Consider the following 26,257-nt stretch of genomic DNA (forward strand, 5'->3'; position numbering starts at 1 on the left):
GGCCCCGCGACGGGTCCATTGCGGACACGGACACCCCTTTAGTATCGGCAGACAGAGCAGAAACTATGGACCTGTCGTTCGACTCGTTCGTCCTCGCGGCGAGTACCGCAGACCTAGCCGACGAACCGGCGGCCCGAGGTGTTGCAGACGCCGTCGAATTCCGATTGGACCTCGCAGACGACCCACTCGACGCGCTCGACGGGTACGACGGGGAACTCCCGATTCTGGCGACGAACCGTGCCGAGTGGGAAGGCGGTGAAGCCGACACCGCCGACGTCGACCGTCTCGACACCCTCGTCGCCGCCACCGAGTTCGACGCCGTCGCGGCCGTCGATATCGAACTCGCCTGTCTCCGTGCAGACGTCGGCGCTGATGCCGCCGCCAGAGCACGGGCCACGGGGGCGACAGTCGTCGCATCCGTCCACGACTTCGACCGGACACCCGCCCGGTCCGAACTGACCAACCTCCTCCACGAGGCAGCGACGCTCGGCGACGTTGGAAAACTCGCCGTCACCGCGCACTCGAACGCCGACGCGCTTCGCCTCCTCGACGTCACTCGGGCGGCGACCGAATGGGGTGATACGGTGGCGACGATGGCGATGGGCGAAGCAGGGAGGCACACTCGCGCAGTCGCGCCGGTGTACGGGTCGAAGATTGGGTACGCGCCGGTCGACCCTGCCGACGCCACCGCACCGGGACAGTACGACGTTCAGACACTTCGGTCGCTCGTGGCCGACCTGTCCAGCAATCCGGACGTTTAAATGGACAGACGTTGAGGCCAACGCACGATGCCAGACGCTCGTCGCCGCGCCGTTGTCGCCGCCCTCGTCGGCGTGTTAGGCGCCTCTCTCGGAATCGCTGGCGCTGGGCACGTGTACCTCCGGGAGTGGCGACGCGCAATCGCGTGGTTCACGTTCGTCCTCGGCGCGGGCCTCGTGTTGGTCTCGACGTTCTCCGACCCGGCGACGGCGTCAGTCGATTCGCTCCCGACAGAGGTGACGGTGCCCGTCGTAGCACTGTTGTTCTTGAGCGCGCTGGACGCGTATCGCGTCGGGATGCGAATCCCCGGCCAGACCAAAGACGGGAAGCCGACCTGTCCGGTCTGTGGGGGCGAACTCGACCAGAGTCTCGACTTCTGTCCGTGGTGTGCGACCGAACTCGAGTGGCACTACGTCGAAGAATAACCGACCGCGGGTGTTCGAATCCGTCGGCGAGCGCTACTTCTCGATGATACTCTCTTCGACTGCTTCGCCGAAGTGTCGCGCCGTGTCTTCGTAGTAGATGAGTAGTTCGTCGCCCGCTTCGAGGTCCGTGACCGCAGTCCGACCGTCTCGCGTGTGGACCTTGATGGTCTCGGCGTTCTGGAGGAGCGTCGTGATTCGGTCACCCTCGTAGTCGGCAGTGATGCGGAACATCGGCCGCTTTTCTATCTTCACGCGCCCGACGATTGCCTCGCGGGTGTGACCGTTCTGGTCCACGATTTGGACCTCGTCGCCGCTTTCGAGTTCGGAGAGATACGTCGTTCCACCGTCCGGCGTTCGCGCGTAGGCGTGGACTGCACCGGCGTTGACGCGGAACGGGCGGGAAGCGACGTACGGTGATTCGGCCGTCTCCGCGTGGACGAAGAAGAGACCACGAGACATCGACCCGACGAGCATGCCCTCGTCGTGTTCCATGAGCGACCCGGTATCGACGCAGACGCGGTCTGCCATCCCTGTGCGCTCTACTTCTTCGACTTCCGCCCAGACCAAATCGAGTCGCTCGCGTTCGGCCTCGTCGCGAACCTCGCAGGTTCGGCGGATTTCGTCGGGGTTGTCGCTGTCGAGGAGGACGCCGTCGGCACCGATTTCGAGCGTCTCGAAGGCGGCTTGCGCCTCGTCTGCGCTCGTCACGCCCGCGACGAGGTCTGTCTCGTCACCGATGCGCGCGATGAGGTTCTCTAACGGGATGATAGTCCAGTCTTCGCCGACGACGATGGTGTAGTCACCGTCGTGGGCGGCCTCCTCGGCGAACGCTTCGTAGTCTTTGCTCAGGATGCGGACGTACGACCCATTGGTCCGGTCGTCGCCGCGGCGGAGCGTCGTCAGGTCCGCAGACCCGGAGAAATCAGACGGAAGGTCGACGGTACCGTCACCCTCGCCGTCTTTCCCGACGATGTACGCGTCGGCGAGTGGTTCGGGTTCGTCGTCTTCCTCTGCTTCCATCACGTGGACGTCGGCGTCCGTGCGGAACGCGGCGACCTTGACGTCACCGAGTTCGCGAACCTTCTCGACGTCGTCTTGGTCGACGAGGACCCAGTCGACGCCCGCTTCGAGGCCTGCCGTGATGCGTCGCTTCCGCGTCTCCCAGTCGCCGACCGTATCGTCGGCTTTGAGCCAGACGCTTCGTGTCATTATCGACCAAACTCGGTCGGCGGGCTTGAACGTGGCGGATGAATCAACCGACAGCACGGTGTTTCGAGGAAACTCGGTAGTTGGTCGAACTCCCAATTTGGTATCGCATCATATGGTTTACAGCGTCCATTTCGGACACGAACGGCGACTTGGACTGTCCACAGCGTTCGGGTTCGACGGAGAGGTTCGCGTCCGTGCCCGGAGCCATCGAGTTTCCGGGGTCCAGTCACGCGAAACCAACAGGTCGGGCAGTACGACTCCCGAAAACCGGGCCACAGTGTCCGAAGTGATGCAGGGTTCTCCTGGCGTCGGGGTGTGTCACTCCGTGTCCCAACCGAGGAGTGAGAGACGACCCGAGACATCACTCGGTGCTTCGAGTAGGTTGCCCCGTTACCCGGAGCCTGTGTGAGTGTCAGTTACTTCTGGAGCACGTCATTCGATGCTCGACCCCGAGGGTAGACGCACGGAAGAGGCACATCCAGACGTCGCAATTCAGGGGTGTAGACGAGTTCGGACTGTTTCCTGACCTCACGCCCCATCGGTCGTCGCCCGGTCCGGACGTGATTCGACACCGAACAGCGGTACCGGAGGTGTGTCCATCGTTCGTAGCCCCTCGTCTTTCAGGAAAAGCGAAGGGGGAGACTGAGTCACAGTCGTTGCAGTCGAAGCCGAAGGACCTACCGTCGGCGGATATTCGCGAGTACCAGTCTCGTTGTACAACATCTGTCGTGCACTGAGCCACGACTACCGAAGCGACCTCCACGGGCACAACCGCGATGGCCCTTGTTCCGACGACCTTCGTCGACGAACACGACGACAGTTCGTGTCGTCACCGCGCGAGTGTCGAGACACCGCCCTGAGAGACGTTCGACTACCGAATCACGACGTCCACTTGAACTGAGAGCAGGGCACGAGTTCTACGGCCCACCGAAGGATTCCGTGGCGTGAGTGACTAGTCGGCCCGCATGTGCTGGATAGCGGCCCCAACGGTGGTAGTCGTGGTTCTCCGGGGGCAGGGATAAATCAAATAGTGCGATATGAAATCGGTGTGTCGGCGGGACCCACGGCCTCTCGGCTGGTCGAGAAGAGAGCGCACGTGCTACTCGCGCCAGTCTCGAGAAAACACAGACTCAGCGACCGAACGGTATCGGGTCGACCAGTTCAGCAGAAAGCGTCGAGTCCCGTTTGCTCTGGGTCGTCTGTTGACTCGTGAGTGAGCAACGCCTGCTTCAAATCGACACCACCAGCAGCGGAGAACCCACCGAGTGAGTCTGCCCCGACGACGCGATGACACGGGACGACCAGTGGAACCGGATTCCGACCGCACGCCTGTCCAACTGCGACTGGGTGACTGTCGAGTTCGGCCGCAATCTCGCCGTAGGTCCGCGTCTCGCCGTAGGGAATCGCCAGCATCGCCTTCATGACTTCGCCGGTGAACGTGTCTGGAATCTGGACCTCGGCGTCGAACGTCTGTCGCTCACCCCGTTCGTACTCCGCAAGTTGCGCCCGTAGGTCGTCTAGTGCGCCCCCGATACGTTCCTCGTCGAGTTCCACGTCGAATCCCCACATCGTGACGTGCATCAGTCGTCCTTCGTGTCCGACCCATCTATGTGTAGCGTCTGCTCGAAACGGGTCGCGTCCACGAAATCGTGGCCCGTCGCTGAAGGTCGAAAAGAGAGGTTAGGCTTCGATACCGAGGCCTGCGCGTTCGAGTGCTGTCTCCACGTCGGCGTCGTCGTGGATGACTGCACTCACGGCACGCGTGATTGCTTCGGGGTCGTCGTGCTGGAAGATGGACCGACCCATCGAGACGCCGGCAGCACCGGCGTCCATCGTTCCGCGGACCATCTCGACCGTCTCACGGTCGGTGCCGCGACTGCCGCCGGCGATGACGACTGGGAGGCGCGTCGCCTCGACGACGCGACTGAAGGACTCCGCGTCGCCGCTGTAGGCCGTCTTGACGACGTCTGCACCGACTTCCTCGGCGAGTCGGACGGCGTGGGCGAGGCTCTCGGGGTCCTTCTCGTCGATACCGGGGCCGCGGGCGTACGCCATTGCGAGAACGGGGACACCGAAGTCGGCGGCGCGAGAACAGAGATTCGCGAGTTGCGTCATCTGGTCGGGTTCGTACTCCGACCCGACGTTGATGTGGAACGAGACGGCGTCCGCACCGACGCGGAGGGCGTCTTCGACGGTCCCGGTGAGGCGTTTGTCTTCTTCGTCCGGACCGATGACCGTCGAGCCGTTGACGTGGACGATGTATCCTTTGCCGTTCTTGTTGGGGTGTACGCGGGGTGCTGTCCCCTTGTGTGTGAGGACGGCGTCCGCGCCGCCGCGTGTGATGCTGTCGATTGTCGATTCGATGTCCACCAGGCCTTTGACCGGGCCGAGTGTGATACCGTGGTCCATCGGGACGATGAGGTATCGTCCGCCTGTGGAGATGCGTTCGAGTCGTGCCGAGATTCCAACGTCAGTGTTCATGTATGAGAAAGGGTGGCAGAGTAGTTATGTGCGTTCCGGATGCGGTGGGCGTTGCGAGGCACCCGCCACTGCTCCGTCTTTGAGTTCGCGGGCGAGCGTTTCGAGGCGGTCTGCGACGGTTTCGGAGTCGTCACCGGCTTCGTGGCCCTGCGCCACGATGTCGACGAGGGCACTTCCGACGATGATACCGTCGGCACCGCTTCGGACGATTCGCTGTGCGTGTTCACCGCTACTGATTCCGAACCCGACGGCCTTGGGTACGTCGTATCCGGCCAGTCGGTCGAGGGACGCACCAGTCTGGTCGGACACGTCCGTCTGGGCACCGGTCGTTCCGAGACGGGCCTGCACGTAGACGTAGCCAGACACTTGCTCCATCATGCGTTCGAGGCGTTCCCCGCGCGTCGTCGGCGCGACGATGAACACCAGGTCGAGGCCGAACTCGTCACACGCCTCACGCAGAGGACCGGACTCCTCGGCGGGCAGGTCGGGGACGACAAATCCTTCAATTCCCACGGAGGCCGCTTTCTCGACGAATGGCCGTGGCCCGTGGTCGTCCCCGTAGCGGTAGATGAGGTTGTAGTAGGTCATACAGACCAGTGGCACCGACACGTCGAGGTCTTCGACGAACTCGAAGAACCGCGTCGGCGTCATGCCGCCTTCGAGCGACCGAACGACGGCGTTCTGGATGGTCGGCCCCTCCGCGATTGGTTCGGAGAATGGGAGACCGAGTTCGATGATGTCCGCGCCGCCGCGTTCGAGTGCTTCGACGTATTCGAGCGACGACTCGTAGTCCGGGTCGCCAGCGGCGAGGTACGGGATGAACGCGGGGCCGTCGGCGAAAGCGTCTTCCAGCGACATCACAGGCCCCCCGTGAATTCGTCCATGTTCGGCGCAATGTCGATATCACGCTCGTACGTCTCTTCGATGGCCGATTCGAGGTCCTTGTCGCCGCGTCCGGAGACGTTGACGACGACGAACTCACCGAGGCCGTCGTGTTCACCCGTCGCGTCCGGGCCTGCCACGCGTTCGAGGTAGCCGAAGGCGTGTGCCGTCTCCAGCGCAGGGATGATTCCCTCCATCTGTGAGAGGCGATGGAACGCAGTCAAGGCGTCGTCGTCGCCGACGTTGACCGCCGTGACACGACCGGTATCGACGAGGTAGGCGAGTTCCGGGCCGACACCGGCGTAGTCGAGGCCGGACGAGATGGAGTGCGACTCCATAATCTGACCGTCGTGGTCCTGTAAGATGGTGGTACGAGCGCCGTGCAGGATGCCCTCGCTCCCGGTCGTGAGGGACGCGGAGTTGGGGGCGACGCCGGCGTCTTCGTCGACGTCGAGCGTCGACCCGCCCGCCTCGACGGCGTAGAGCGCAGTCTCGTCGTCGTCGACGAACTCGGCGAACGCACCCATCGTGTTCGACCCGCCGCCGGCGCACGCGAGGACCGAGTCAGGGAGTCGACCCATCTTCTCGCGGGCCTGTGTCCGCGCTTCCTCGGAGATGACCGACTGGAAATCACGAACCATACTCGGGAACGGGTGGGGGCCGACGACGGACCCGATGACGTAGTGGGTGTCTTCGACGTTCGTCGCCCAGTCGCGCATCGTCTCCGAGATGGCCTCTTTGAGCGTCCCGCGACCGACGGTCACCGGATTGACCTCCGCGCCGTTGAGCTTCATCCGGAAGACGTTGGGGCGCTGGCGGTTGATGTCGCGTTTGCCCATGTAGATTTCACAGGGCATGTCGAGGTGCGCGCACGCCATCGCCGTCGCCGTCCCGTGCTGGCCGGCACCCGTCTCGGCGATGATGCGGTCTTTCCCCATGTACTTCGCGAGCAAGACCTGCCCGAGGGCGTTGTTGAGTTTGTGGGCCCCGCCGTGGACGAGGTCCTCGCGCTTGAGGTACACCTCACGGTCGTACCGGTCAGAGAGACGGTCTGCACGCTGGAGCGGCGTGGGTCGCCCGCCGAACTCCCGCAGTCGCGTGCGGAACTCGTCCATGAACCCGTCTTCGTTGCCCAGGACGTACCGTTCGTACGCGTCTTCCAGTTCCTCGATGGCCGGCATCAGTGCCTCGGGAACGTACTGTCCGCCGTAGTCGCCGAATTTTCCGTCTGTACTCATGTCGGTGTGGAGAGGGTGTGTGTGTTCTGTCGCACGTCGCCGTCCATGATGGCCGTCCCGACGAGGAGTGCATCGGCTCCCGCCTCGCGCATCCGTCGAACGTCGTCTGTCGTCTTCACGCCACTCTCTGCGACGAGGAGTACGTCGTCGGGGACTTCGGGAGCGAGTGCTTCGAACGTTCCGAGGTCGACGTCGAGTCTGCCGAGGTCACGGTTGTTGATTCCGACGATATCCGCACCCGCCGCGAGGGCCGCGACGAGTTCGTCCCGGGTGTGGACTTCGACGAGGGGTTGGAACCCGCGTTCGCGGGCCGCTTCGACGAGGTCTGAGAGGTCCTCATCGACGAACCGAGCGATGAGAAGTACGAGGTCAGATTCGACTGTATCGAGTTGTTCCTCGCGCACGACGAAGTCCTTCCGGAGGACTGGAACGTCCACCGCGTCACGAATACGGCGAAGCGAGTCGGTCGTCCCCCCAAAGTGGTCGGGTTCGGTGAGGACAGACAGGGCTGTCGCCCCGCCGGTGACCATCTCGCGGGCCAGTTCGACCGGGTCGTCGTCGCGGACACCCTCGGTCGTCGGACTGGTCGGTTTTACCTCGGCGATGACCGGGATTCGACCGTCGGCCACCGTCTGCTCGACGGCGTCGGGGAACGACCGCGCATCGACCGAGACGCGCGTGTCGCCGCCTGGTCGCTCCCGTGCGGCGTCTACGATGGCACGCACTTCGGGAGCTAATTCGTCTCCGCTAGCGTTCATTGATGTACACTAACGGACGCATCTGTACATAAGACTTGCGTCGGCGGGGACACTCACCGTCTCTCGCGTACGCGCACGTGTGGCGAGAAAATCGGCAGACTGCAGGCCGACAGAACGAGGACTCGCCGGAAGGGTCAAGCGTCCAGCGTGAACACCCGAATACATGGACGTCTCTGGAATCTACGCTCGCGAATCGCCGGTGCTGGACCGAGTGGTACAGGTCGGCGTCGTCAGTGGGAAACTCATCAGTGTCTCGTTCCCGGACGAAATCCCCGACGACGCCGAACACGACAACGCACATCTGGATGCGGTTCTCGACGCGATAGACGGAGCGGAGGTGGACCTCTCCGGGATTCCAATCGGCCTCACTGTCCCCACGGACCAGCGACGGGTGCTCGAAGCAGTCCGAAACGCCCCCCGAGGCGAGACCATCGACCTCGGACTCCTCGTTCGGATGGCCGGATTAGACCCCGAAGACGACGAGTCGAAACAGACGGCCCGGCGGGCACTCGCGGCGAATCCGATTCCCGTCGTCATCCCCGACCACCGCATTCGAGATGGCCCGAGTGCCGCCCCCAACGACGTTGCCGACGCACTCCGCCGCGCAGAAGGACTCTAAGCCGAGAGCGTCTCACCCTCCCCCACACAGATGTCGTCTCAGAGAGCGATAGACAGCAGTTAGAACGGTGCCGCGTCGGTCTGCCGCCGAAGTGCGAGGTAGCCAAGCAGGCCGGCGAGGAGGAACAGCGTACTCGCGAGTGCAATCGACTGGAGGCCCGTCGCCAGTTCCACGAACTGCGCGATACCGGCGAGCAGAAAGCCGCCACCGGCGATGTACTTCAACTGCCCACTCACCGGAATCTGGAGCGTGACGATGCCGAGGAGGACAGCGACGATACCGAACGCGGCGTCTGCCGCGAACTGTAGCGTCGGGTTCCCCGTGAGTAGCGATGCGACGACGAGGACGAGATAGCCGATGAGTCCCGCCTGCGTCAACACCCTCGTGTCGATGTCCATACTGGATACGTGTGGCCTGCACACTTGAACGCATCCCCGCGGAGGGGCCGGGAAAATTCAGTCGATGACTACCAGCCGAAGAGTTCGTTGCCCACGAACTCCAGCGCGTTCACCAGATAGTGAGCTACGACGACGACGAGAAGGCTCCCCGTAAGGACGAACGCCGCCGCGAGGACGAACCCGAGGAGACCGGTGACGACGATACCGAGTCGGCCCTGTGCACTGTGTCCGGCACCGAACGCCGCCGACGACACGGCCGCCATCAGCCACGGCGACACGTCGAATCCGACGGCGACTGCACCGACGAGTGCCCCCCGGAACAGCAGTTCTTCGAACCCGGCGATGAGTGGCAGGGCGACGAAGAGCAACAACGCCCACCCGCCCCTCGTTTCGGGCGTGAGCGACTCCCGGAGTGCTTCGTCGGGGGTGAAACCGAACTGCCGACTGAGCGACGACCCGACCCGATTCGCCGCGTACAGGCCGACTCCGAGGGCGAGTCCAACACCGATTTTCGTCGGAACGTCGCCAGCAGCGATGCCGAGGGCCGCCGTCGGGATTTCAGCGTACCACGCACCGAGTGCCAAGAACGTACCCAAGAGGGCCTGCGAGACGGCGACGTTGGCGATGAGAAGGTGGGTCGGGAGGTCAGAAGACACGGCCGCCGAGTCGGGTGTCGGGACCACCGGTGCGGACGGTACCCCGTCGACGATGGTCTCGTGAATCGCTGGCGAGGCCAGTCTATCGTCGTCGGGGGTGCCGTAGTCGGACGCGTCTGGTGACGCCTCTCGAGTAGGTTGGTCGTCGAAAGAAACCGATGCACCGTCTCCGTGAGGGACGCCTCGTGAGACGTATGCGAAAGAGAGGAGGACGACGAGAACGAGGCCAGCGAAGCCCGTAAACGCCGCCCAGTCGGTCATCCCGCGTTACTGCGGGCTGGGGCTCGAGGGGCCGACACCCTTGCCCTTGTTGAGGGCCGAGCCAGTGATGCTCTTGAGACGGTCGACGAGCGAATCCTTCTCGGGTTCGCCTTCGAGGGCGACTTCGAGAACCTCGCTGATGTGCGAGACGGGGATGATTTCGATCATCTCCTTGTACTCGTCTTCGATCATCACGTCCTGCTCGTTGGCGGCAGGGATGATGACCGTGTCACAGCCAGCCTTCGCGGCGGCTTCGATTTTGTGGGTGACACCGCCGACGGGAAGCACGTCACCGCGCACCGACAGCGAACCGGTCATGGCGACCGACTGGTCGATGGGGATGTCTTCCAGCGCGGAGATGACGGCGGTCGCGACCGTAATGGACGCAGAGTCACCGTCGACACCTTGCTGGCCGGTCTGGACGAACTGCACGTGCACGTCCATCTCGGAGAGGTCCTGGTTAGAGAACTTCTTGATGATGGCCGAGACGTTCTGGACGGACTCTTCGGCCATCTCCTTGAGTTGGCCCGTCGCGATGACGCGACCCGGACCCTGCGACGGCGTGACTTCTGCCATCACGGGGAGCATGATACCGGAGTCCTCGCCCATGACGGCGAGACCGTTGACGCGGCCGGTGACGAACCCGTCGTTGACCGAGAGTTCGTAGTCCTTGCGGCGCTGGATGTACTGGTCGGCAATCTGCTGCTCGATGGAGCGCGCACGGCGCTTGGCCTGCAGCACGTGGTCACGGGTGGTGAACTCCGCGTTCTCGCCGCGGGCGATGTCGCCTGCGACGCGGACCAGTCCACCGAGGTTACGGAATTCGAGGGTCAGGTGACCCTTGCGTCCGGCACGCCGACGAGCTTCGAGGATGACCTCCTCGATTGCCTCTTCGGTGAAGTGCGGGAGACGACCGTCGTTCGAGACTTCCTGCGCCACGAAGCGTGCGTACTTGCGGCGCATCTCGGGGGAGTCCTCGATGGTGTCGTCCATGTACACCTCGTACCCGTACCCTTTGATACGGGAACGGAGTGCAGGGTGCATGTTCTCCATCGCGTCGAGGTTACCCGCCGCAATCATGATGAAGTCGGTCGGGACGGGTTCGGTCTGGACCATCGCACCCGAGGAACGCTCGGACTGGCCGGTGATGCCGAACTCGCCTTCCTGAATCGCCGTCATCAGGTGCTGCTGACTGCGCACGTCGAGGGTGTTTATCTCGTCGATGAACAGGACACCCTTGTTGGCCTTGTGGATGGCACCGGGTTCCACACGGTCGTGGCTCGGCGTCTCCATCCCACCGGACTGGAAGGGGTCGTGACGCACGTCACCGAGCAGAGCACCCGCGTGGGCACCGGTCGCGTCCTGGAACGGCGCGGCCTTCTGGTCGGCGTTGTTCACGATGAGGTTCGGAACCATCGCGTCGCTGCCGCGGGAACCATAGCGGAATGCAAGATAGATGATACCCGCAGCGAGGATACCCAGGAGGACCTGCTGAGCGATGATGAGGGAGTAGCCCAGCACGACTGCGATGATGATCCACATGAGGAACGAGCGCATCTGGTTGCGCTTGCGTGCCTCTTCTTTGTGGGCCTCGACAATCTGGTCACCCTTGCCCGCGGGGACAGTGCGGACCTTCGGGGCGTTGCCGTCGTCGGGGTTGTGGTAGACGAGAACGTCCTGTAACTCTTCACGGGGAAGGAGTTCAGACATCGCCTTCGCGAGCATGGACTTCCCCGTCCCCGGGGAGCCAATCATCATGACGTGGCGGCGCTGTTTGGCCGCCTTCATGATGACGTCGCGGGCGTGTTCCTGTCCGATGACCTGGTCAACGAGGCGGTCTGGGACAGAAATCTCTTCGGAGGTATCTATCTGGAGTCCCCCGAGCAGGTCGTCTTCGTCCACGTCGTCGGCCACGTCGGCCTCGATCTCGACGTCACTCCCGAGGTCGTCGATAGTCTTCTTATCGACCTCTTCGGCCTCCTCGCGCTGGAGACCCGACCCGTCGTCGATATCCCCGTCAAACGGGGTCTCGGCGGGCGAGTCCTCCTGCTCCGGGAGGCTGTCGTCGGTATTCGTATCGTTACTCATAGAACTGTCGTCGCTACTTCTAATGTAGGCCCTGCGCCTGATATACTTTCTCCCCGGTTGCATCGTGTGCACCTTGCCGTATCGTCGGGTTTCGACGCCCCTACCACCAGAATACCGGATTCACGTCGACTCGGCGTATTTATAAGTAATCCGACCCAACGCCCGACCGATGCGGGGGTTCTACATCGGCCGTTTCCAACCGTACCACAACGGCCACCACAGAATGGTCGAAGAGATTGCCTCCGAGGTCGACGAACTCGTCCTCGGTATCGGGTCCGCCGGCGACTCGCACTCGCCGCGGAACCCGTTCACGGCAGGCGAGCGAATCATGATGGTCAACAAGGCCGTCTCGGATTTCGACATCACGACGTACGCGGTTCCCATCGAGGACCTCGACCGGAACTCTGTCTGGGTCAGCCACGTCCAATCGATGTCGCCGGCGTTCGAAGTCGCCTACTCGAACAACCCACTCGTCATCCAACTGTTCAAAGAGGCGGGCGTCGAAGTTCGACAGTCGCCCATGTTCAACCGCGACGTGTTGGAGGGAACCGAAGTCCGCCAGCGGATGATAGAAGACCGCGATTGGGAGTCGCTCGTTCCCGACGAAGTCGCCGACGTTGTCCACGAAATCGGTGGTATCGAACGCATCCAGCACATCACCGACACCGACCGCTCCGAACGTCCGCGAACCGGCGGCCAAGACGACCCGAATCCCTGTTGAGATGATTACCCTCGCGTCTGACTTCGGGTCGGCGTACCCCGCCGCGATGAAGGGCGTCATCCTCTCACGGAGCGACGCTCGACTCGTCGACGTCGCACACGACCTGCCGCGACAGGACGTTCGTGCGGCGGCATTCTGGCTTCGCGAGACGCTTCCGTACTTCCCCCCTGCGGTTCACCTCGTTGTCGTCGACCCCGGTGTCGGAACCGACCGCCGAGCAGTCGTCGTCCGCGTCGGCGACCACGTCCTCGTCGGCCCCGACAACGGCGTGCTCCGGCCCCCAGCACGACGCATCGCCGACGAATTCGGTGGAGACCCCCCGATGGATGCCTACGAAATTCGCGTCTCCGACCCCGCGTCCACGACGTTCCACGGCCGCGACGTGTTCGCCCCCGCCGCAGCAGACGCACACGAGGTCGGTCCCGATTCGCTCGATACCATCGACCGATTCGAGGCAATCCCGACCGGGTCACTCACCGACCTCCAGTTCCCGGTCCCCGATATCGCCGATGACGGTACGGTGGCAACCGGCGAAGTCCTCGTCGTCGACGACTTCGGCAACTGTATCACAAACCTTCCGGGAACCTTCGTCCGCGACCACGACGCCGTCGAAGTGAACGGCGAGACCACACCCGTCGGCCACACGTTCGAGGCAGTCGCGCGCGGTGAGCGACTCGTCACGGTTGGGAGTCACGGGAACATCGAGTGTGACGTGAACCACGGCCGCGGGGACGAGGCGTTCGGCCTCGAACCGGGCGACACAGTACGGATTCGGGTCGCGTGATGGTCGTCGCCGACGTCGATCCCTTCGCGGTGATGAACGTCGTGGGATTGCTGGCGTTCGCCATCGCGGGCGCACTCAAAGCCGCAGACGCAGGTCTCGACATCTTCGGCGTCGCGGTCCTCGGCGTGGTCACTGCCCTCGGCGGCGGGACGACCCGAGACGTACTCGTCGACCGATTGCCGGCGTCGTTGGCCGTGGTCGGAGAGATGAGCGTCGCACTCGTCGGTGTTGGTCTCGCACTCGTCCTCATCCACTCGCTTCACGGGCAAGTCCGCGACCACCCGGCGTTCTTGACGTCGGACGCCATCGGCCTCTCGGCGTTCGCCGCGACAGGTGCACTCGTTGGTGTCCAAGCGGGTGTCTCACCGTTCGGCATCGTCATCCTCGCCACAATCACGGCCGTCGGTGGCGGGTCTATCGCTGACATCCTCATCGGGCGGGTTCCGGTCGTCCTCCGCGACGACTTCTACGCGACGCCGGCAGTCCTCGGTGGAATCGCGTTCCTCGGTGCACGCGCCGTCGGCGCACCGGCAGGGATTCCGTCAGGGTTGTGCGCCGCACTCGTGTTCACGGTGCGGATGCTCGCACTCAGATACGAGTGGCGATTACCACAGGTGTGAATTGGCTGTCGAGAGTCACACGTTCTCTTCGACGCGTCGTTCGACGGCCTTCACTTCGCTCGCAATCGGTTCGCGTTCGAAGTAGAGGAGTTCCACCCCGACGACCACGACGGCGAGTGCCATCGAGACGGCTTCTGGGAGTCCGACCTTGTCGGACATGGTGCGTCCTGTTCGACGCTCCTGCCAGTTGAATATATTGTTCAGATGTCATATTGTCCGCTGCAAGACACAGTCGGATGTGCGTGAATAGAACGCCGAAAAGCGACACGAAGTGGCCCGACAGCGTGGGATGCTGTCGGTTCGCTGTACTGGGCAGTCGTGTGGGACGACTTACTTGGCAGCGATGACGTCGTCGATGCGGACGATCATCGTCGCGGCTTCCGTCGCGGACTCGATGGCTTCGCGCTTGACGGCCACAGGGTCGATGACACCGTGTTCGACGGGGTCACCGATTTCGCCCGCACGGCCGGTCGAGATGATGCCGGCGATGCCTTCCTTCTCGTAGCGGGCGCGCAGGTCGACGAGTGCGTCGATTGGGTCCATGCCCGTGTTCTCTGCGAGCGTGCGCGGGAGGGCCTCGACGGCGTCGGCGTACGCCTCGACGGCGAGTTGCTTGCGGCCCTCGATGCCGGCGGCTTCAGACCGGATACGGTCTGCGATTGCGATTTCTGTCGCACCCGCCCCGGGGACGACACCACCCATGTCGATGGCGGCGACGACCACGTCGATAGAGTCGTTGATGGCGCGTTCGAGTTCGTCGACGACGTGCTCGGTGCCGCCGCGGAGGAACAGCGTCACGGCCTTGGCCGCGGCACCGCCCTCGACGAAGGTGAGTTCGTCGTCGCCGAACTTGCGGATGCTGACAGAGTCGACGTGCCCGAGGTCGGACTCCTCGATGTCGGTGAGCGACCCGAGACGCTTCGCGCCAGTCGCACGGGCGAGGGCACGAGCGTCGGACTTCTTCACGCTCTTGAACGCGAGGATGCCGGCGTCGGCGAGGAAGCCAGCGACACGGTCGTCGATGGACTTTGTGCAGAACACGACGTCGACACCGGCGTCCTTCAGGGCCTTCGAGTAGCCGCGGAGTTCGCGGTCTTCGGCGTCGATGGCGGCGGTGAGTTGGTCGACAGAGGTGATGTTGTACTCGGTGTCGACCTCGCTCTTGCGAACGTCGAGTTTCATATCGAGGACGGCGACAGTCGCGTCTTCGACGGCGCGGGGCATGTTCTCGTTGACGGGTTCTTTGTCGAGGACGACGCCTTCGACGAGTTCGGTTGCCGAGGAGGACGCACCCGTGCGAGTCATGACGCGCACGTCTTCGCGGTGGAACTTCTCGTCAGCGTCTTCGTGGACCATCCGGACGCCCTTGACGACGTGCTTCGCGAGGACATCGGCAGTGATGTCGCCGGTTCCCTTGCCCGTCATCGAAGACTCGGCGACTTTCTGGAGCAGGTCGTCGTCGAGGTCAACGTCGAGGAGCATGTCGTCGACCGCTTCCTGTGCGATGCGAGCGGCCTCGGTGTATCCTTCGACGATGACCGTCGGGTGGAGGTCGGAGTCGAGGAGGTCCTCGGCGTGGGCGAGCAGTTCGCCCGTGAGGACGGCGGCGGTGGTCGTTCCGTCACCGACTTCTTCTTCTTGCGTCTGGGACACTTCGACAATCATCTGGGCGGCGGGGTGCTCGATGTCCATCTTCTCGAGGATGGTCGCCCCGTCGTTCGTGATGACGACGTCGCCCGACGAGTCGACGAGCATCTTGTCCATCCCGCGCGGGCCGAGCGTGGTGCGTACAGCCTCGGCGACGGCCTTCCCGGCGCGGATGTTCGAGTCCTGTGCGGAACGGCCGCGTGTTCGGCTCGTCCCCTCTGCGAGAATGTATAGTGGTTGCTGCATTCGTGAAGCCATGTTGAAACCTCAAGCGCTATCAACGATTGCAGTTCTATAAATATCTTTCGTCGGGAGGTGCGCTAGGAAATCGCACGACAGGGCGGCGTTCGGCGGGGAGGTTATCGGGTGTCGAATCCGGGGGAGTCACTCCTCTGTTGGACTCACCGTAATCGTCCCGTCGCCGAACAACGAGACGAGGAGGCCGGCATAGGTAAATGTGAGACGTCGAGAGGGGTCGTGGGAGGACTCAAATAATGCGTCGAGGGCCTCAGGGTCCACGCCGATATCTCCAAGCGGAGGGAGTTCGAGTGGGCTGAGTTCTGATGCCGTCGCGACTGCGGAGGTAATTGCAACGGCTACCTCTTCGTATCGGTCGGCGGAGATGGTTACCACGGACCCAGCATCCTGATTGCGCTGGTCGTCCATACTCCCCCGAACGGCAGTCTGGTACGTATGAGTGTGGGTTGATTATGTAACCCGTCGTATTCAGGGCGACTCGTCTCGAATTCGCTCTGCGAGCGTCCGATACGCCCGACGGAGACGTGCCGCGACTGCCTGCCGTGAGATGTCGAGTTCCTCACCGAGTTCGTCGAGCGACGTTCGCCGATGGTCGTCGAAGTACCCCAGTTCGAGTGCGAGGAGAAGCGCCTCACGCTGACTGTCGGTCAACCCCTCACCTAATGGTGCCTCGTCGGCAGCGAGCGGTGTAATCTGGTCGAACTCTGCTTCGATACCGTTGTTCGCCCAGTGAATTCGGAGGTCGCTGAGGACGCTGTGAGAGGGGACCCGGAGGCGAAGTCGCCAGTACTCCTCTGTGCTCGTACATTCGAGGAGGACCGTCTCGTGGTCGGGCAGTCCCGCGAACAGTCTGCTCGTGCCCGGGTCCCAGTCAGACCCGTAGAGTGCACCGTTCGGAACCGTCGCGACGAGTGTGACATCGTGTGTCTCCGATGCTTCGACGACGGGACGAAAGTTCGACGCGTCGGGGCCACGTGCCCAGACGAACGATGTCACGCTATCCGTGAGTGGAATGGTCTGTTCCAGTTCGAGTTCGATATCGTATTCTTCGACCGACCGACCGAACGGAAGGGCAGAGAGAGGAACGAGAACCTCTGCAATCAGACACACACCGAATGATGGAATGAGAAGGTGAAAAAGTTGCGTCGTTAGGTTCTCTCTCGACAGTATAGAAGAAATGAACGTCACGTTTCACTGTGACTCGCACGCGATTCTACAACCTATTTGACGGGCACGTGTGACACCTCGACAATGCTGGAGTTGGAACACGGGTTCAGGGTGGTCGACGTGAACGCGCGACTCGACCCGGACAAGCAGTCGATTGCGACGCGCGGGCGTGAGATTAGCCCCGAGCGATTAGAGCGCGAACTGCATCAGGCGGGCGTCGTCCGAGCAATCGTCTCTCCGGGGGCACAACCGGGCGACCAGAGTTATCTACGACCGAACAACGCCGTGGCACGGATGAGCGTCGACAGGCCGTTCCTCGCGTTCGCCCGCGTCAACGGTCCGCGCGACTCGAGTGGGCGAACGTCGGCGCGCCTCCGAAACCTCACGTCGTCGCGGAAGGACTTCCACACCGACCCGGACGACGTGGAGCAGTACGCCTACGACGACCGATTCCACGGATTCTGTCTCGCCCCGGCGGTCGATGGTCTGCCCGACGAAGCGACGCTCTCCATGCTGGAAGACGTCGGTCTCCCGGTGTTCGTCACTGGTGGCCAGTCGTTCGAACCGACGGCCGTCGCGGAGTCGCTCTTGGGGAGGTTCCCCGTGATTCTCTCGAGTTTCGGCGGGTATCCACTCGACCAAGACCTGATGCACCAGTCTATCGACTTGCTCGACGACCACGACGACCTGTACCTCGACACGAGTTTCGTCCGCTACCGGAGCGTCCTCGAACGGGCACTCCTCGAACATCCAGACCGCGTCCTCTTCGGGAGCGGTGCGCCCGAGACGCACCCGAACGTCGGCGTCATGGAGATTCTGACACTCGACGTGTCGGAAGACGCACTGGCGCGCGCGTTCTCGAAGAATGCGGCCCGCGTAATCGCAGCGCTCGCCCCGGGAGAGACGTAACCGACGAGTCGCTGTCGGGACTCAGGACAGACAGGTCACCGCCAGTCGTATCGGGCGACTGCGCGGTCTGCGCGGGTAGAACATCCGTGCGGATTCCGGGAGCGAGAGCGGTCACGTGCACGGGCGACCATCCCGTCGGACGTACCCGTCGCGATGCCGGTGATGACGTCACGTCCGGTTCCGACCCACCCAGATGGCGTCACGTCGCCTTTGAGGACGCCGAACGCTGCTTCGACGCCGTCTGAGATGGCGTGCTTCGCGGTCCGTTCGATTGCGGCGGGTCGAAGTCCGTAGTTCTTCACGAGACGATAGGTCAAAGCCCGATATTTCCACCCCCAATCGCGCTCCGAGATACCGCCATCGGCCTCGAATTCACGGCGGACACACATCTCCGGTGCCCACGCGACAGTTCGGTCGAGGCTGGCGATTCGATGGGCCGCGTCTCGGGCCCCACCCGTCTGGAGGTACTCGTCGAACCCGTCCAGTGCATCGATGATGGTGCGGCGGAACGCGACGTTGCCACCGTTGAAGTAGGTTACCTCGCGTCCAGCAATCGTATTTTCTTCGAGAGATTCGGTCGTCATCCCGTTTCGGAGCGTCTGGTGCAACGGCCCGGTGACGACGTCCGCGTCGTCGATAGCGTCTTCGAGCGCCGCGAGCCACGACGGTTCGACAGAGAGGTCGTATCTGAGGAGGGCGACAACGTCGCCGCTCGCGACTTCGATACCTGCGTTGCGTGCGACGTTGAGGTTCCGGTCAGAAATCTCGACCAGAACGTCGACGTCGTCGCGCTCTCTCACCATCCCGGTCGTTCCGTCGGCCGACGGGCCGTTGACGACGATAACCTCGGCGTCGGGGGCGTACTCGGCCAGCGCGTCGAGGCTGGTGACGAGACGGTCCCGACCGTTGAGGGTCGGGAGCACAACCGAGAGGTCCATACCGAACACTTGCGGTGGACGTACTTAAATGTGAATCGAGAACCGTGGGAAAGTGTATCGTGAGACAGCGACGCGTGGTCTCACTCGGCGTCGCTCGCACGCGTCGTCGCACGGGACTCTGCATCGACAGCGCCGGGGACGTGCGCGTTCCAGTACGAGACAGACGCGATGTCGTCGCCGACCGGTGAGTTACCCACCGTGAGGTCGAGCGACCGGAACGGTCGTGCGATGCCGTTCGGCACCTTCCGGTAGAACCCGAACGGGACGACGAAGTCGTGTTTCGCATCCGTGAGTTCGAGTCCCGCGTCGTTGAGCAGTCTGGTGACCTCCGATTCGGAGTAGAGTCGAGACCCCATGGGGAGCAACCAGTTGTACGCGACGCGAAGACTCTGGTCGTTGAACGTGTCGAAGAACACCTGTCCCTTCGAGACACGCGCCATCTCTGCGAGGAACTTCGCCGGTGTATCCGCGAGGTGGAAAAAGCGCATCGCGAACACTGCGTCGAAGTGGTCGTCTGGGAATGGAAGCCGTGCAGCGTCGCCGCGGAGGAACTCGATTCGGTCTGCGACGCCCGCGCTTCGGGCTTTTTCCCGCCCCTGTACCATCATCGCCCGTGAGATGTCCAGTCCGACGACGTTCGCTCCCTCTCGAGCGAGCATCACGGTGAACCGACCGGTCCCACAAGCGATTTCGAGGATATTCTTGTCCTCGACAGGGCCGAGTGCCGCGAGGACTGCCTCTTTTTCACGCCGGTCGATGAGCCGACCACCCTTGGAGAACCGCTTCGAGTCGTACTCCTGGGCGACCTCGTCGGCCTGGTACCACTCCTTTCCTTTCACGCTACGCATACTCGCGGGGGCGATGGTAAAACGGTACTGGATATGCGTCGGGTATCGGGTGCGGTACAGGGATATACGTCGGTCTATAGAGCCTGTGTCGTGGTATGTGCCAACATACCGGGGTGTGGGGCGACATCTGATGCCGAGAAACTGACGTTTTACACAGACGAAGAGAGATAATATGTGTATAAGGTGTCTGCATTGTTTTGTCACACTTGAAGCTAACTCTTAACACAGAGGAACCTGCTGTCACAGGTATGAGCACCACTACTGCAGAGCCTGATACTGACGACTTACTCTCGGAGGCCGAGTTCCGAGAGAGACTCCGCGAACTGCCACCGAGCGCGAAGCTCGTCGCCAAAGTTCTCGAGAGCGATGCACCGCTCTCGCAGGGCCAACTCGCGGAGGAGTCGCTGCTTCCCGACCGGACTGTCCGCTACGCACTCAACCGTCTCGAAGAGTCGGACCTCGTCGGTTCGCGCTACTCCTTCAAGGACGCGCGCAAACAGGTCTACTTCCTCAACACGTAGACGCGCCGACCACGTACCGTAGACGACTACCGCCCGCGGGGGCACACCCCGCAGACCAAGCCACCACTTCTGCCGAACCGCTAAATCACCCGCGAGCCTAGCCGCCTCCATGCACGTCACGCGCGTCTCGGTTCCCGTCTCGACTCGCGCTCCGAGCGGTGCGACGAACGCGTACCTCGTCGCAGACGAATCGGAATGTCTCCTCGTAGACCCCGCGGCCCAGACCGCCGAACTCGACTCACTGGTCGAACAACACGACGTTACCCACGTCGCCGTCACCCACACCCATCCCGACCACGTCGGTGCTGTCGCCGCGTACGCCCGCGAAACCGGGGCAACAGTCTGGTGTCGTCGCGGCCGTGAGGTGGACTTTTCGAACGCCACAGGCATCGAACCGGACCGGACGTTCACCGAAGGAGCGACAATCCCCGTCGGAACTGGTGTCCGGGTTCTCGACACACCGGGGCACGCCCGCGACCACGTGACGTTCGTCGCCGGCGACGACTACCTGTCCGGTGACCTCGCAGTCGCCGAGGGGAGTGTCGTCGTCGGGGCGCCCGAAGGCGACCTGCGCGCGTACCTCGTCGCGCTCAGACGACTCCACGCGCACGACCCTGCGCGACTCCTCCCCGGACACGGACCCGAAATCGACGACGCGCGGGCGACGCTCGAACGCCTCGTGGCCCACCGCAACGCCCGCGAAGAGAAGGTGCTCGACGCCATCCGCGCCGGGAACACGACGCCCGACAGCGTGACCGACGCCGCGTACGACAAGGACATCTCTGCCGTCCGTGACCTCGCTCGGGCGACAGTCGTCGCCCACATCGAGAAACTCGCCGCCGGTGGCCGCGTCCGCTGGGACCCAGTTTCCCAGCGGGTCGAACCGGTCTGAGTGCCTTCTGTGGGGTCGGGCAGGTGCGCCACACAGACCGAACCGCGTGCCTCTTGACGCTCGCGCCCGCACACCGAGTATGGACCTCGAAGCCGAACTCGCACAGGCCCGCGACCTCGACGTGTCGGAACTGGCCGACGCCATCGAGTCGATTGGCTTCGAGTGCACACGCTGTGGCGCGTGCTGCAAGGGGTACGACACCGACGATGGCCGAGAACCGCACACGGCGACTTTCTTCCCGGACGAAGTGCGCACGGTTCAGGAGACAACAGGCTACGACTGGAGAGACGTCGCCAGACCGATGCCCTACGGACTCACCGAAGGCGACGACGGTCCCGAAGGAGAGACGTTCGAGTGGGCACTCCAGACGGCTGCCTGCGGCGATTGTCGATTCTACGAAGAAGACGAGACGGGACTGGGTGCCTGTCAGGTCCACGACGACCGACCACTCATCTGTGAGACGTACCCCTTCAGCGTCGCCGTCGCGGGCACGAGTCAGCCGATGGGCGACGCCGTCGACGAAGAAGGCGTCGTCCGCGCACACGAGTGTGAAGGCCTCGGCAGGGACATCTCACGAGCGGATGCAGAGGAATTAGCGCGGGCACTCAAGGAACGTGCCGTCCGCGAGATACACGAGGCAATCGCCGTCTCCGACGTCTACGAACCGGTCGAAACCGGGCCGGGTGAAGTCGTCGTCCACGACTCCGAGGGCGCGAAACGACCAGACGGGACAGAGGCTCCATAGCTGAATCTCAGGGACGGCGGTACATCTTTAACAGTTCGGACTGACCACATAGTGGAGGTCTAACGGTGGAAATCTCAGATAAACTCCTGTGTCTGTTCAATGCTGACGTTCGCACCGAGGACGACCGATATATCGTCGAAATTCCTCGCCGCGAAGTCGAGACCGGGGCCATCGACCCCGGCGAGACGTATCGCGTCGCTCTCATCTCTCGCGAGGCACACGAAGCCGTCGAAACCGAACCGAGCGGCGGTCCCGCCCCGTCCGCCGAACCACAACCCCCGGTCGAGACCGGTGAACTTCGCTACGTGGAAATCGAAGACATCGGCAAGCAAGGTGACGGTATCGCTCGCGTCGAACGCGGGTACGTCATCATCGTTCCCGGAACTGACGTCGGTGAGCGCGTGAAGGTCGAAATCACCGAGGTCAAGTCCAACTTCGCAGTCGGCGAAGTCGTCGAAGACGACTTCTAACGCGGCACGATTTTTTCTGACCGACGCCGCTCTCTCGTCTCCAAATCACGACGCTCTCTCGCGGTTTAGTCGGATATTGGTTGCTTATTTTACAAAAGAAGATTACTGGGAATAGTCATTTCACCCCCAGACGAAGATGTTACTATGAGGCGTTCACGGTCTCTCATTTGGCGGTACTACGCCTACCGCATCACTGGTGCGACAGGGTTCTATCTCCCCGTGAGTATCGTCTACCTCCAGCATCAGGGGTTCGACCTGGCGTTCATCGGCGTCACACAGGCCGCGTTCCTCTTCGGGATGGTCGTCGCGGAGATTCCGTCTGGGTATCTCGGGGACAGAATCGGCCGGCGTGCGAGCCTCGCGGTCGGAAACACGCTCCGTGCCTCCGCGATGGTCGGTCTCGTCGTCGCGTCCTCACCCATCGCCTACCTCGTGGTGAAAGTCGTCTGGGCGTTCGGGTGGGCCTTCCGCTCTGGGACACAGAACGCGTGGCTCTACGAACTCCTCAAACGGCACTTCGACGAGTCCGAATACGCTCGCATCGAGGGTCGTGGCAGCACGGGTCTCCTCGTCACCTCGGCAGTGACGGCCATCGCCGGTGGCGTCCTCTACGGTGTCGACCCGTCACTTCCGTTCGTCGTCAACGCTGGCCTCGCCGCGGCCGGCATTCCGATACTCTACACACTTCCGGCAGTCGGTGGAGACGCCGAGGAGTCGGTGTTCACGGTCCGGGAAGCGATACGGATGCTCCGCGTGCAGGCGAAGCGTCCGGCAGTTCGATGGATGGTCGCGTACGCCGCACTGTTCAACGGTCTCTTCGGGATGACGCGGACGTTCGAGCAACCGGCGCTCGATACGCTCGGCGTCTCAGTCGCCGGCTTAGGGGTGCTGTACGCCGGGTTCAAAATCGTCTCCGCGGGTGCCGCATCGACGGTCGGAGTGCTCGAAGAACGACTCGGCGTTCGCGGGACGTTCGCGCTCCTCGTTCCCGTCTTCGCTGTCGCGTACGCGAGCGTCGCGCTCACCCCACTATTTCTGGTGCCGATGCTCTTTCTCTACCGGAGCACCCGCGTCGTCATCGCGCCACTTCGCAACCAGTACCTCAACGACCGACTCGGCGACGTCGGGCGAGCAACCGCCCTCTCGGGCGCGTCGATGGTCCTCTCCACGTCGAGTGGTCTCGCCAACGTCGTCGGCGGGGAGGTTGCGAACGTCCGTGGCCCCATTCAGTTTCTCCCGTGGGCAGGGCTCTCCGTCGCCGGCGTCGCTGGACTCCTCTGGCTTGCAACGTCACCGGTTCGACCGATAGGGGAGTCGACGGCCCAGGGCACGCACAGTGGTGCGTCTAACTCGGACTAAGGGGACAGTCCGAGTGTGACAGACCACGATTGCAAGTGAACGACCCACCACGGTTTCGAGTGAATGAGAGAGCACGCTTGCACGTGAACACTGCACGAAAAACGCCCGAGGCGGCTACTGGACGTACTTCAACAGATTCGCGTCGATACCGACGCTGCCCGGGTCGTCGTACGGGCGATTCACCACGATATCGCCAGCAGTCGACTTTCCGATTCCCGGAATCGCTGTCAGTTCGTCCATCGACGCCTCGTTGATGTCGAGCGGGTACGGGACACCGGTGACAGAGCGATAGCCGTGGTCGGTGACGACGATGTCCGTGGTCTGGCCCAGTTCACGTTCGCCCGGAATTCCGACGAGGAGCGGGTAGGTTCCGAGTTGTCGGCCGAAGGTGCGGCCATCCTGGTGGTACTCCAAGTGGACGTCGGGCAGGACCGTTCCCGGCGGGGCGACGCGACGGAGCATCGGGCGGTCGATCTCCTCGCGAACCTCCTGTTTGTACTTCTTGAACAACTGCTTGTGGTTCTGTGCGATGGACGCGCCGGTGTCCGACATGTCGGTGCCGTCGAAGGCCATCACCTGTCGGATGTTGATACGGCGGACCATCAGGCCCTCGTCGTAGACACGCTGGAGGAAGCGCTTGTTGTGTTCGAACGTCTCCTTGGATTCCCCTTTCAGGCCGTGGAGGAGGTTGATTCCGGGGAGCAGTTTCGGGAGGCGGTTCGACGCCTCGGGGCCGTGAGTGGGCGCGTCCGCCGGGTCGTCACCGGGACGCCACCCGGCAACCTCGTTGACGATTTTGACCGCCTCGAAACACTCGTCGGCCGAGACGTTGAGGTTGTTCTCTTCTTGGACTACTGGGTCCGCCGATTCGAGGCCGAACGCCGCGGTGTCGCCCGCCGTGTTGTGCTCCGCGATGATGCGGAGTGCTTCGCGGGACTTCTCGGGCCACTCGACGATGGTGATGGGATTGACGTTGTCGAGGTGGAGTGTTCCGAGGTCCGGCGCAACCTCGCGGATGCCACCGTAGAGGCGACGGAGTGCGTCCGGGTTCGGCGCTTCGCCGTCGCCACCGAACGCGAGAATGTCGGCCTGCCGACCGAGACGGAAGTGTCGCGCACCACGTTCGTACAGGTTCCCGACTTCCTTCACGACGGAGTCGGCGGTGCGGAACGACGGGTTACCGTATAGCGGTTCGGTACAGAACGAACACCGATACGCGCACCCGCGAGAGGTCTCCATCTCGCAGATGAGGTGGTCCGGATGGTTCGGGTGCTGTTCGACGACGAACGCGCCCTTCGCGGCCCAGCGGTCGAGTTCCTCGTTGTCGCGCATCCGGTTGCCGAACCCTTCGAGTGCGCTGTCGACGAGGTCGTAGGCGGCCGCCTCGATGTCGCCTTTGGCGACGAAGTCGTAGTCGAGGTCCTTGCGCTGCATGTCCTGTCCGCCGGCGTTCTCGTCGCCGACGCCGAAGCGGATGGGGCCGCCCATGAGCGTCGTCCCTTCGGCGACCCACGCGAGTTCGCGGACTTCGTCGGGTTCGGCGGGCGTCCCGCCCACGTACTTTCCGGGGACGGTCATGCCGCCGATGTAAATCATCAGGTCCGCGTCGGCGACGTCGCGCCACTTCTGTCGGTCGTCGCGGAGTTCGTCGATGGTGTGGTAGACGACGTTGGACTCGGGGACGCCCGCGTCGACCAGCGCACCTGCGGTGAATCGCGGATACGTCGAGATGTACGGCGGCACGCCGAAGTGCGCCGGTTCGTCGACGTATCCGTCGACGATAGTCACGGTGAGGTCGGCGGGGTCGGTCATCGGTCGCGGTTCGCGTTCGACGCTGAAAACGCAACCGGTCGAGACGCGCCGTCGTGGGGGCGTGTGCGTCGCGGGGCGAGCAGGGTGACTCGGCGAACGCGGGTTCCGCCTCCCGCGCGTTTATGACCGTGGGAGCGCAAGAAATGGGTATGCCCGCGACCCTCGAAATCAAGTGCACCAACGAGGACTGCGAACTCGACATGTTCGAGTTGCACTACACCTACGACATGCCCGACGACGTGACGGTTGCGGACTTCGACTGTCCGTACTGTGGTGAGGGACAATTCTTACAGGAGATTCAGCTATGAGCGACCTTCGAAAGTTCGGCGAGTCCGCCGCCAACGCGGTTCTCGAACGGGTCGGACGCGGCGTCAGCCAGATGCAAGAGCGCAAACCACTCGCACACGACCTGCTCGAGTCCGACGACGCCTACCTCGTCGTCTTCGACGCGCCTGGTGCCCGTGCCGAAGACGTGCAGGTCCGGTTCCTCGAAGGGGAAGTCGAGATACGCATCGACCGTTTCCGTGAGTTCCACGAAGGCTACGAGATGCGCTTCCCGGGCCGTGGACTCACCCTCTCCAGTACCGCGACGCTTCCCTCGGACGCCGCCGTCGAAGCGGCCGAAGGGACGGCGACGGTCAAGAAGAACGGGACGATTCAGATTCAGATTCCCAAAGACGACCGCGGCAGCGACATCGAAGTCACCGAAGAAAACGGCGAGGAAGGCGCTGACGAACACGGCGGCGTGTCGTCCGACACCGGCGCACCAGACGACGAGGGCGACGACTGAGA

Annotated in this window: 30 protein-coding genes; 14 read left to right on the forward strand and 16 right to left on the reverse strand. The window is 63.2% G+C overall.

All coding sequences use genetic code 11. The features are described from left to right. The first annotated feature begins 65 nt into the window (after positions 1–65). Together GJR96_RS01380 and GJR96_RS01385 are read left to right on the forward strand one after the other, a co-directional pair. On the forward strand, positions 66–761 hold the full coding sequence (locus tag GJR96_RS01380; protein ID WP_151161295.1) for a type I 3-dehydroquinate dehydratase: 696 nt from the start codon (positions 66–68) through the stop codon (positions 759–761). A 27-nt stretch (positions 762–788) separates the two neighbouring features. Then, positions 789–1,184: a DUF7575 domain-containing protein gene (locus GJR96_RS01385; RefSeq protein WP_058572696.1), complete on the forward strand. Its 396-nt coding sequence runs from the start codon at positions 789–791 to the stop codon at positions 1,182–1,184. A gap of 33 nt (positions 1,185–1,217) precedes the next feature. On the opposite strand, the gene GJR96_RS01390 is transcribed toward GJR96_RS01385, so the two are convergent. The 6 genes from GJR96_RS01390 to trpC all read right to left on the reverse strand — a co-directional run bounded on the left by GJR96_RS01390 (position 1,218) and on the right by trpC (position 7,752). Next, the gene (locus tag GJR96_RS01390) at positions 1,218–2,393 is read right to left on the reverse strand and encodes a 3-dehydroquinate synthase II (protein WP_151161296.1); all 1,176 of its coding nucleotides are present in this window, start codon (positions 2,391–2,393) and stop codon (positions 1,218–1,220) included. A gap of 1,161 nt (positions 2,394–3,554) precedes the next feature. After that, positions 3,555–3,974, reverse strand: coding sequence for a methylated-DNA--[protein]-cysteine S-methyltransferase (locus tag GJR96_RS01395; RefSeq protein ID WP_151161297.1), 420 nt, complete (start codon positions 3,972–3,974; stop codon positions 3,555–3,557). Between the two features lie 99 nt (positions 3,975–4,073). Then, positions 4,074–4,874, reverse strand: a complete 801-nt coding sequence (locus GJR96_RS01400; RefSeq protein WP_151161298.1) for a 2-amino-3,7-dideoxy-D-threo-hept-6-ulosonate synthase — start codon at positions 4,872–4,874, stop codon at positions 4,074–4,076. A gap of 24 nt (positions 4,875–4,898) precedes the next feature. Beyond that, on the reverse strand, positions 4,899–5,732 hold the full coding sequence (gene trpA, locus GJR96_RS01405; protein WP_151161299.1) for a tryptophan synthase subunit alpha: 834 nt from the start codon (positions 5,730–5,732) through the stop codon (positions 4,899–4,901). Next, on the reverse strand, positions 5,732–6,994 hold the full coding sequence (gene trpB / locus GJR96_RS01410) for a tryptophan synthase subunit beta (RefSeq protein WP_151161300.1): 1,263 nt from the start codon (positions 6,992–6,994) through the stop codon (positions 5,732–5,734). Before trpB ends, trpA begins: the two co-directional genes overlap by 1 nt. Continuing rightward, a complete protein-coding gene (gene trpC / locus GJR96_RS01415) occupies positions 6,991–7,752 on the reverse strand; it encodes an indole-3-glycerol phosphate synthase (RefSeq protein ID WP_151161301.1) in 762 nt (253 codons plus the stop codon). The genes trpB and trpC overlap by 4 nt, the downstream gene beginning before the upstream one ends. A gap of 163 nt (positions 7,753–7,915) precedes the next feature. On the opposite strand from trpC, the gene GJR96_RS01420 reads away from it, so the two are divergent. Beyond that, positions 7,916–8,371 (forward strand): MGMT family protein, encoded by a 456-nt coding sequence (locus GJR96_RS01420; protein ID WP_151161302.1) that lies wholly within the window; start codon positions 7,916–7,918, stop codon positions 8,369–8,371. 59 nt (positions 8,372–8,430) lie between these two features. Here the strand turns inward: GJR96_RS01420 and GJR96_RS01425 are convergent, their stop codons facing one another. The 3 genes from GJR96_RS01425 to lonB form a co-directional block, all read right to left on the reverse strand. Then, entirely contained in the window at positions 8,431–8,769 is a 339-nt protein-coding gene (locus GJR96_RS01425) for a hypothetical protein (protein WP_151161303.1), read from the reverse strand. A 68-nt stretch (positions 8,770–8,837) separates the two neighbouring features. Next, positions 8,838–9,686, reverse strand: coding sequence for a CPBP family intramembrane glutamic endopeptidase (locus GJR96_RS01430; protein ID WP_151161304.1), 849 nt, complete (start codon positions 9,684–9,686; stop codon positions 8,838–8,840). A gap of 6 nt (positions 9,687–9,692) precedes the next feature. Next, a complete protein-coding gene (lonB, locus tag GJR96_RS01435; RefSeq protein WP_151161305.1) occupies positions 9,693–11,774 on the reverse strand; it encodes an ATP-dependent protease LonB in 2,082 nt (693 codons plus the stop codon). Between the two features lie 169 nt (positions 11,775–11,943). Between lonB and GJR96_RS01440 the strand changes: the two genes are divergently transcribed. Genes GJR96_RS01440 through GJR96_RS01450 form a run of 3 tightly spaced genes read left to right on the forward strand, consistent with a single transcriptional unit; the run spans position 11,944 to position 13,899 of the window. Next, entirely contained in the window at positions 11,944–12,495 is a 552-nt protein-coding gene (locus tag GJR96_RS01440) for a nicotinamide-nucleotide adenylyltransferase (protein ID WP_151161306.1), read from the forward strand. A gap of 1 nt (position 12,496) precedes the next feature. Further along, positions 12,497–13,279, forward strand: coding sequence for an SAM hydrolase/SAM-dependent halogenase family protein (locus tag GJR96_RS01445; RefSeq protein ID WP_151161307.1), 783 nt, complete (start codon positions 12,497–12,499; stop codon positions 13,277–13,279). Then, positions 13,279–13,899 (forward strand): trimeric intracellular cation channel family protein, encoded by a 621-nt coding sequence (locus GJR96_RS01450; protein ID WP_151161308.1) that lies wholly within the window; start codon positions 13,279–13,281, stop codon positions 13,897–13,899. The genes GJR96_RS01445 and GJR96_RS01450 overlap by 1 nt, the downstream gene beginning before the upstream one ends. A 15-nt stretch (positions 13,900–13,914) precedes the next feature. Here GJR96_RS01450 and GJR96_RS01455 read toward each other — a convergent pair whose 3' ends face one another. The 4 genes from GJR96_RS01455 to GJR96_RS01470 form a co-directional block, all read right to left on the reverse strand. After that, positions 13,915–14,058 carry a hypothetical protein gene (locus GJR96_RS01455; RefSeq protein ID WP_154326157.1) on the reverse strand — a complete coding sequence of 48 codons (144 nt, stop codon included), beginning with the start codon at positions 14,056–14,058 and terminating at the stop codon, positions 13,915–13,917. A 171-nt stretch (positions 14,059–14,229) separates the two neighbouring features. Further along, positions 14,230–15,792: a thermosome subunit alpha gene (thsA, locus tag GJR96_RS01460; RefSeq protein ID WP_151161309.1), complete on the reverse strand. Its 1,563-nt coding sequence runs from the start codon at positions 15,790–15,792 to the stop codon at positions 14,230–14,232. Between the two features lie 138 nt (positions 15,793–15,930). Further along, positions 15,931–16,212: a HalOD1 output domain-containing protein gene (locus tag GJR96_RS01465; RefSeq protein ID WP_151161310.1), complete on the reverse strand. Its 282-nt coding sequence runs from the start codon at positions 16,210–16,212 to the stop codon at positions 15,931–15,933. A gap of 60 nt (positions 16,213–16,272) precedes the next feature. Beyond that, positions 16,273–16,914 carry a helix-turn-helix domain-containing protein gene (locus GJR96_RS01470; RefSeq protein WP_151161311.1) on the reverse strand — a complete coding sequence of 214 codons (642 nt, stop codon included), beginning with the start codon at positions 16,912–16,914 and terminating at the stop codon, positions 16,273–16,275. Between the two features lie 141 nt (positions 16,915–17,055). On the opposite strand from GJR96_RS01470, the gene GJR96_RS01475 reads away from it, so the two are divergent. Then, positions 17,056–17,880, forward strand: a complete 825-nt coding sequence (locus GJR96_RS01475; protein ID WP_151161312.1) for an amidohydrolase family protein — start codon at positions 17,056–17,058, stop codon at positions 17,878–17,880. A 35-nt stretch (positions 17,881–17,915) separates the two neighbouring features. Here the strand turns inward: GJR96_RS01475 and GJR96_RS01480 are convergent, their stop codons facing one another. Both GJR96_RS01480 and GJR96_RS01485 read right to left on the reverse strand, forming a co-directional pair. Further along, positions 17,916–18,818, reverse strand: coding sequence for a glycosyltransferase family 2 protein (locus tag GJR96_RS01480; RefSeq protein WP_151161313.1), 903 nt, complete (start codon positions 18,816–18,818; stop codon positions 17,916–17,918). Between the two features lie 80 nt (positions 18,819–18,898). After that, the gene (locus GJR96_RS01485; RefSeq protein WP_191965790.1) at positions 18,899–19,657 is read right to left on the reverse strand and encodes a class I SAM-dependent methyltransferase; all 759 of its coding nucleotides are present in this window, start codon (positions 19,655–19,657) and stop codon (positions 18,899–18,901) included. Positions 19,658–19,914: 257 nt separating this feature from the next. Between GJR96_RS01485 and GJR96_RS01490 the strand changes: the two genes are divergently transcribed. The 5 genes from GJR96_RS01490 to GJR96_RS01510 all read left to right on the forward strand — a co-directional run bounded on the left by GJR96_RS01490 (position 19,915) and on the right by GJR96_RS01510 (position 23,653). After that, positions 19,915–20,187: a winged helix-turn-helix domain-containing protein gene (locus tag GJR96_RS01490; protein ID WP_058572677.1), complete on the forward strand. Its 273-nt coding sequence runs from the start codon at positions 19,915–19,917 to the stop codon at positions 20,185–20,187. A gap of 109 nt (positions 20,188–20,296) precedes the next feature. Next, positions 20,297–21,079, forward strand: a complete 783-nt coding sequence (locus GJR96_RS01495) for an MBL fold metallo-hydrolase (RefSeq protein WP_151161315.1) — start codon at positions 20,297–20,299, stop codon at positions 21,077–21,079. Positions 21,080–21,158: 79 nt separating this feature from the next. Next, a complete protein-coding gene (locus tag GJR96_RS01500; protein ID WP_151161316.1) occupies positions 21,159–21,824 on the forward strand; it encodes a YkgJ family cysteine cluster protein in 666 nt (221 codons plus the stop codon). A gap of 65 nt (positions 21,825–21,889) precedes the next feature. After that, complete coding sequence (locus GJR96_RS01505; RefSeq protein ID WP_058572674.1) at positions 21,890–22,294, forward strand: TRAM domain-containing protein; 405 nt, start codon at positions 21,890–21,892, stop codon at positions 22,292–22,294. 144 nt (positions 22,295–22,438) lie between these two features. After that, positions 22,439–23,653 carry an MFS transporter gene (locus GJR96_RS01510; RefSeq protein ID WP_151161317.1) on the forward strand — a complete coding sequence of 405 codons (1,215 nt, stop codon included), beginning with the start codon at positions 22,439–22,441 and terminating at the stop codon, positions 23,651–23,653. Between the two features lie 114 nt (positions 23,654–23,767). Here GJR96_RS01510 and GJR96_RS01515 read toward each other — a convergent pair whose 3' ends face one another. Next, the gene (locus tag GJR96_RS01515; RefSeq protein WP_151161318.1) at positions 23,768–25,465 is read right to left on the reverse strand and encodes a radical SAM protein; all 1,698 of its coding nucleotides are present in this window, start codon (positions 25,463–25,465) and stop codon (positions 23,768–23,770) included. Positions 25,466–25,614: 149 nt separating this feature from the next. On the opposite strand from GJR96_RS01515, the gene GJR96_RS17985 reads away from it, so the two are divergent. Further along, on the forward strand, positions 25,615–25,773 hold the full coding sequence (locus GJR96_RS17985) for a DUF7559 family protein (protein WP_191965791.1): 159 nt from the start codon (positions 25,615–25,617) through the stop codon (positions 25,771–25,773). Next, complete coding sequence (locus tag GJR96_RS01520; RefSeq protein ID WP_151161319.1) at positions 25,770–26,255, forward strand: Hsp20/alpha crystallin family protein; 486 nt, start codon at positions 25,770–25,772, stop codon at positions 26,253–26,255. Before GJR96_RS17985 ends, GJR96_RS01520 begins: the two co-directional genes overlap by 4 nt. Positions 26,256–26,257 lie beyond the last annotated feature (2 nt).

It is taken from the genome of Haloferax litoreum, from assembly GCF_009674605.1.
GTDB classification, from domain to species: domain Archaea; phylum Halobacteriota; class Halobacteria; order Halobacteriales; family Haloferacaceae; genus Haloferax; species Haloferax litoreum.

What these genes read in the sequence shown, in the direction of transcription:
- GJR96_RS01380 (WP_151161295.1), top strand. Translation starts at nt 66, where the DNA reads ATGGACCTGTCGTTCGACTCGTTCGTCCTCGCGGCGAGTACCGCAGAC.
- GJR96_RS01385 (WP_058572696.1), top strand. Translation starts at nt 789, where the DNA reads ATGCCAGACGCTCGTCGCCGCGCCGTTGTCGCCGCCCTCGTCGGCGTG.
- GJR96_RS01390 (WP_151161296.1), bottom strand. Translation starts at nt 2,393, where the DNA reads ATGACACGAAGCGTCTGGCTCAAAGCCGACGATACGGTCGGCGACTGG.
- GJR96_RS01395 (WP_151161297.1), bottom strand. Translation starts at nt 3,974, where the DNA reads ATGCACGTCACGATGTGGGGATTCGACGTGGAACTCGACGAGGAACGT.
- GJR96_RS01400 (WP_151161298.1), bottom strand. Translation starts at nt 4,874, where the DNA reads ATGAACACTGACGTTGGAATCTCGGCACGACTCGAACGCATCTCCACA.
- trpA (WP_151161299.1), bottom strand. Translation starts at nt 5,732, where the DNA reads ATGTCGCTGGAAGACGCTTTCGCCGACGGCCCCGCGTTCATCCCGTAC.
- trpB (WP_151161300.1), bottom strand. Translation starts at nt 6,994, where the DNA reads ATGAGTACAGACGGAAAATTCGGCGACTACGGCGGACAGTACGTTCCC.
- trpC (WP_151161301.1), bottom strand. Translation starts at nt 7,752, where the DNA reads ATGAACGCTAGCGGAGACGAATTAGCTCCCGAAGTGCGTGCCATCGTA.
- GJR96_RS01420 (WP_151161302.1), top strand. Translation starts at nt 7,916, where the DNA reads ATGGACGTCTCTGGAATCTACGCTCGCGAATCGCCGGTGCTGGACCGA.
- GJR96_RS01425 (WP_151161303.1), bottom strand. Translation starts at nt 8,769, where the DNA reads ATGGACATCGACACGAGGGTGTTGACGCAGGCGGGACTCATCGGCTAT.
- GJR96_RS01430 (WP_151161304.1), bottom strand. Translation starts at nt 9,686, where the DNA reads ATGACCGACTGGGCGGCGTTTACGGGCTTCGCTGGCCTCGTTCTCGTC.
- lonB (WP_151161305.1), bottom strand. Translation starts at nt 11,774, where the DNA reads ATGAGTAACGATACGAATACCGACGACAGCCTCCCGGAGCAGGAGGAC.
- GJR96_RS01440 (WP_151161306.1), top strand. Translation starts at nt 11,944, where the DNA reads ATGCGGGGGTTCTACATCGGCCGTTTCCAACCGTACCACAACGGCCAC.
- GJR96_RS01445 (WP_151161307.1), top strand. Translation starts at nt 12,497, where the DNA reads ATGATTACCCTCGCGTCTGACTTCGGGTCGGCGTACCCCGCCGCGATG.
- GJR96_RS01450 (WP_151161308.1), top strand. Translation starts at nt 13,279, where the DNA reads ATGGTCGTCGCCGACGTCGATCCCTTCGCGGTGATGAACGTCGTGGGA.
- GJR96_RS01455 (WP_154326157.1), bottom strand. Translation starts at nt 14,058, where the DNA reads ATGTCCGACAAGGTCGGACTCCCAGAAGCCGTCTCGATGGCACTCGCC.
- thsA (WP_151161309.1), bottom strand. Translation starts at nt 15,792, where the DNA reads ATGCAGCAACCACTATACATTCTCGCAGAGGGGACGAGCCGAACACGC.
- GJR96_RS01465 (WP_151161310.1), bottom strand. Translation starts at nt 16,212, where the DNA reads ATGGACGACCAGCGCAATCAGGATGCTGGGTCCGTGGTAACCATCTCC.
- GJR96_RS01475 (WP_151161312.1), top strand. Translation starts at nt 17,056, where the DNA reads ATGCTGGAGTTGGAACACGGGTTCAGGGTGGTCGACGTGAACGCGCGA.
- GJR96_RS01480 (WP_151161313.1), bottom strand. Translation starts at nt 18,818, where the DNA reads ATGGACCTCTCGGTTGTGCTCCCGACCCTCAACGGTCGGGACCGTCTC.
- GJR96_RS01490 (WP_058572677.1), top strand. Translation starts at nt 19,915, where the DNA reads ATGAGCACCACTACTGCAGAGCCTGATACTGACGACTTACTCTCGGAG.
- GJR96_RS01495 (WP_151161315.1), top strand. Translation starts at nt 20,297, where the DNA reads ATGCACGTCACGCGCGTCTCGGTTCCCGTCTCGACTCGCGCTCCGAGC.
- GJR96_RS01500 (WP_151161316.1), top strand. Translation starts at nt 21,159, where the DNA reads ATGGACCTCGAAGCCGAACTCGCACAGGCCCGCGACCTCGACGTGTCG.
- GJR96_RS01510 (WP_151161317.1), top strand. Translation starts at nt 22,439, where the DNA reads ATGAGGCGTTCACGGTCTCTCATTTGGCGGTACTACGCCTACCGCATC.
- GJR96_RS01515 (WP_151161318.1), bottom strand. Translation starts at nt 25,465, where the DNA reads ATGACCGACCCCGCCGACCTCACCGTGACTATCGTCGACGGATACGTC.
- GJR96_RS17985 (WP_191965791.1), top strand. Translation starts at nt 25,615, where the DNA reads ATGCCCGCGACCCTCGAAATCAAGTGCACCAACGAGGACTGCGAACTC.
- GJR96_RS01520 (WP_151161319.1), top strand. Translation starts at nt 25,770, where the DNA reads ATGAGCGACCTTCGAAAGTTCGGCGAGTCCGCCGCCAACGCGGTTCTC.